Here is a 382-nt window from a genome sequence, read left to right as displayed (position 1 = left end):
CCCTTCAACAGCTTCACCCTGACCATTTTCGGTTACCGCTCCGTAACGGGTAAGGGCACCGGTATGAACATCGGCGACATCCTTCACTTGCACCAGCGTCCCCTGATGATTGGAAACAATAATCTCACCCAGCTCTTGTAAATTGGTGACACGACTATCGCTACGAATCAGTAATGATTCTCCATTTTCATTCAGACGCCCTGCACCGTCACTTGCATTATTTAATTCAATTGCTTGTTTTAACTGATCAAGAGATAGACCTCTCGATGCCAGAGCATCCAGGTTAGGTGTCACTTCAAAGGTACGTGCCAAACCACCCAGGACATTGACATCCGCTACCCCTTCAATTTTTCTGAGCTGTGGACGGACGACCCGATCGAGC

Annotated in this window: 1 protein-coding gene; it reads right to left on the bottom strand. The window is 48.4% G+C overall.

Annotated elements, in window-relative coordinates; genetic code table 11:
* A partial coding sequence (locus EXE10_RS21270; protein ID WP_130114619.1) for an efflux RND transporter permease subunit occupies positions 1-382 on the bottom strand: 382 nt, incomplete at both ends.

It is taken from the genome of Acinetobacter sp. WCHAc060033 (assembly GCF_004209125.1).
GTDB lineage: Bacteria > Pseudomonadota > Gammaproteobacteria > Pseudomonadales > Moraxellaceae > Acinetobacter > Acinetobacter wuhouensis.
This window is presented reverse-complemented; position numbering and strand designations above follow the sequence as displayed.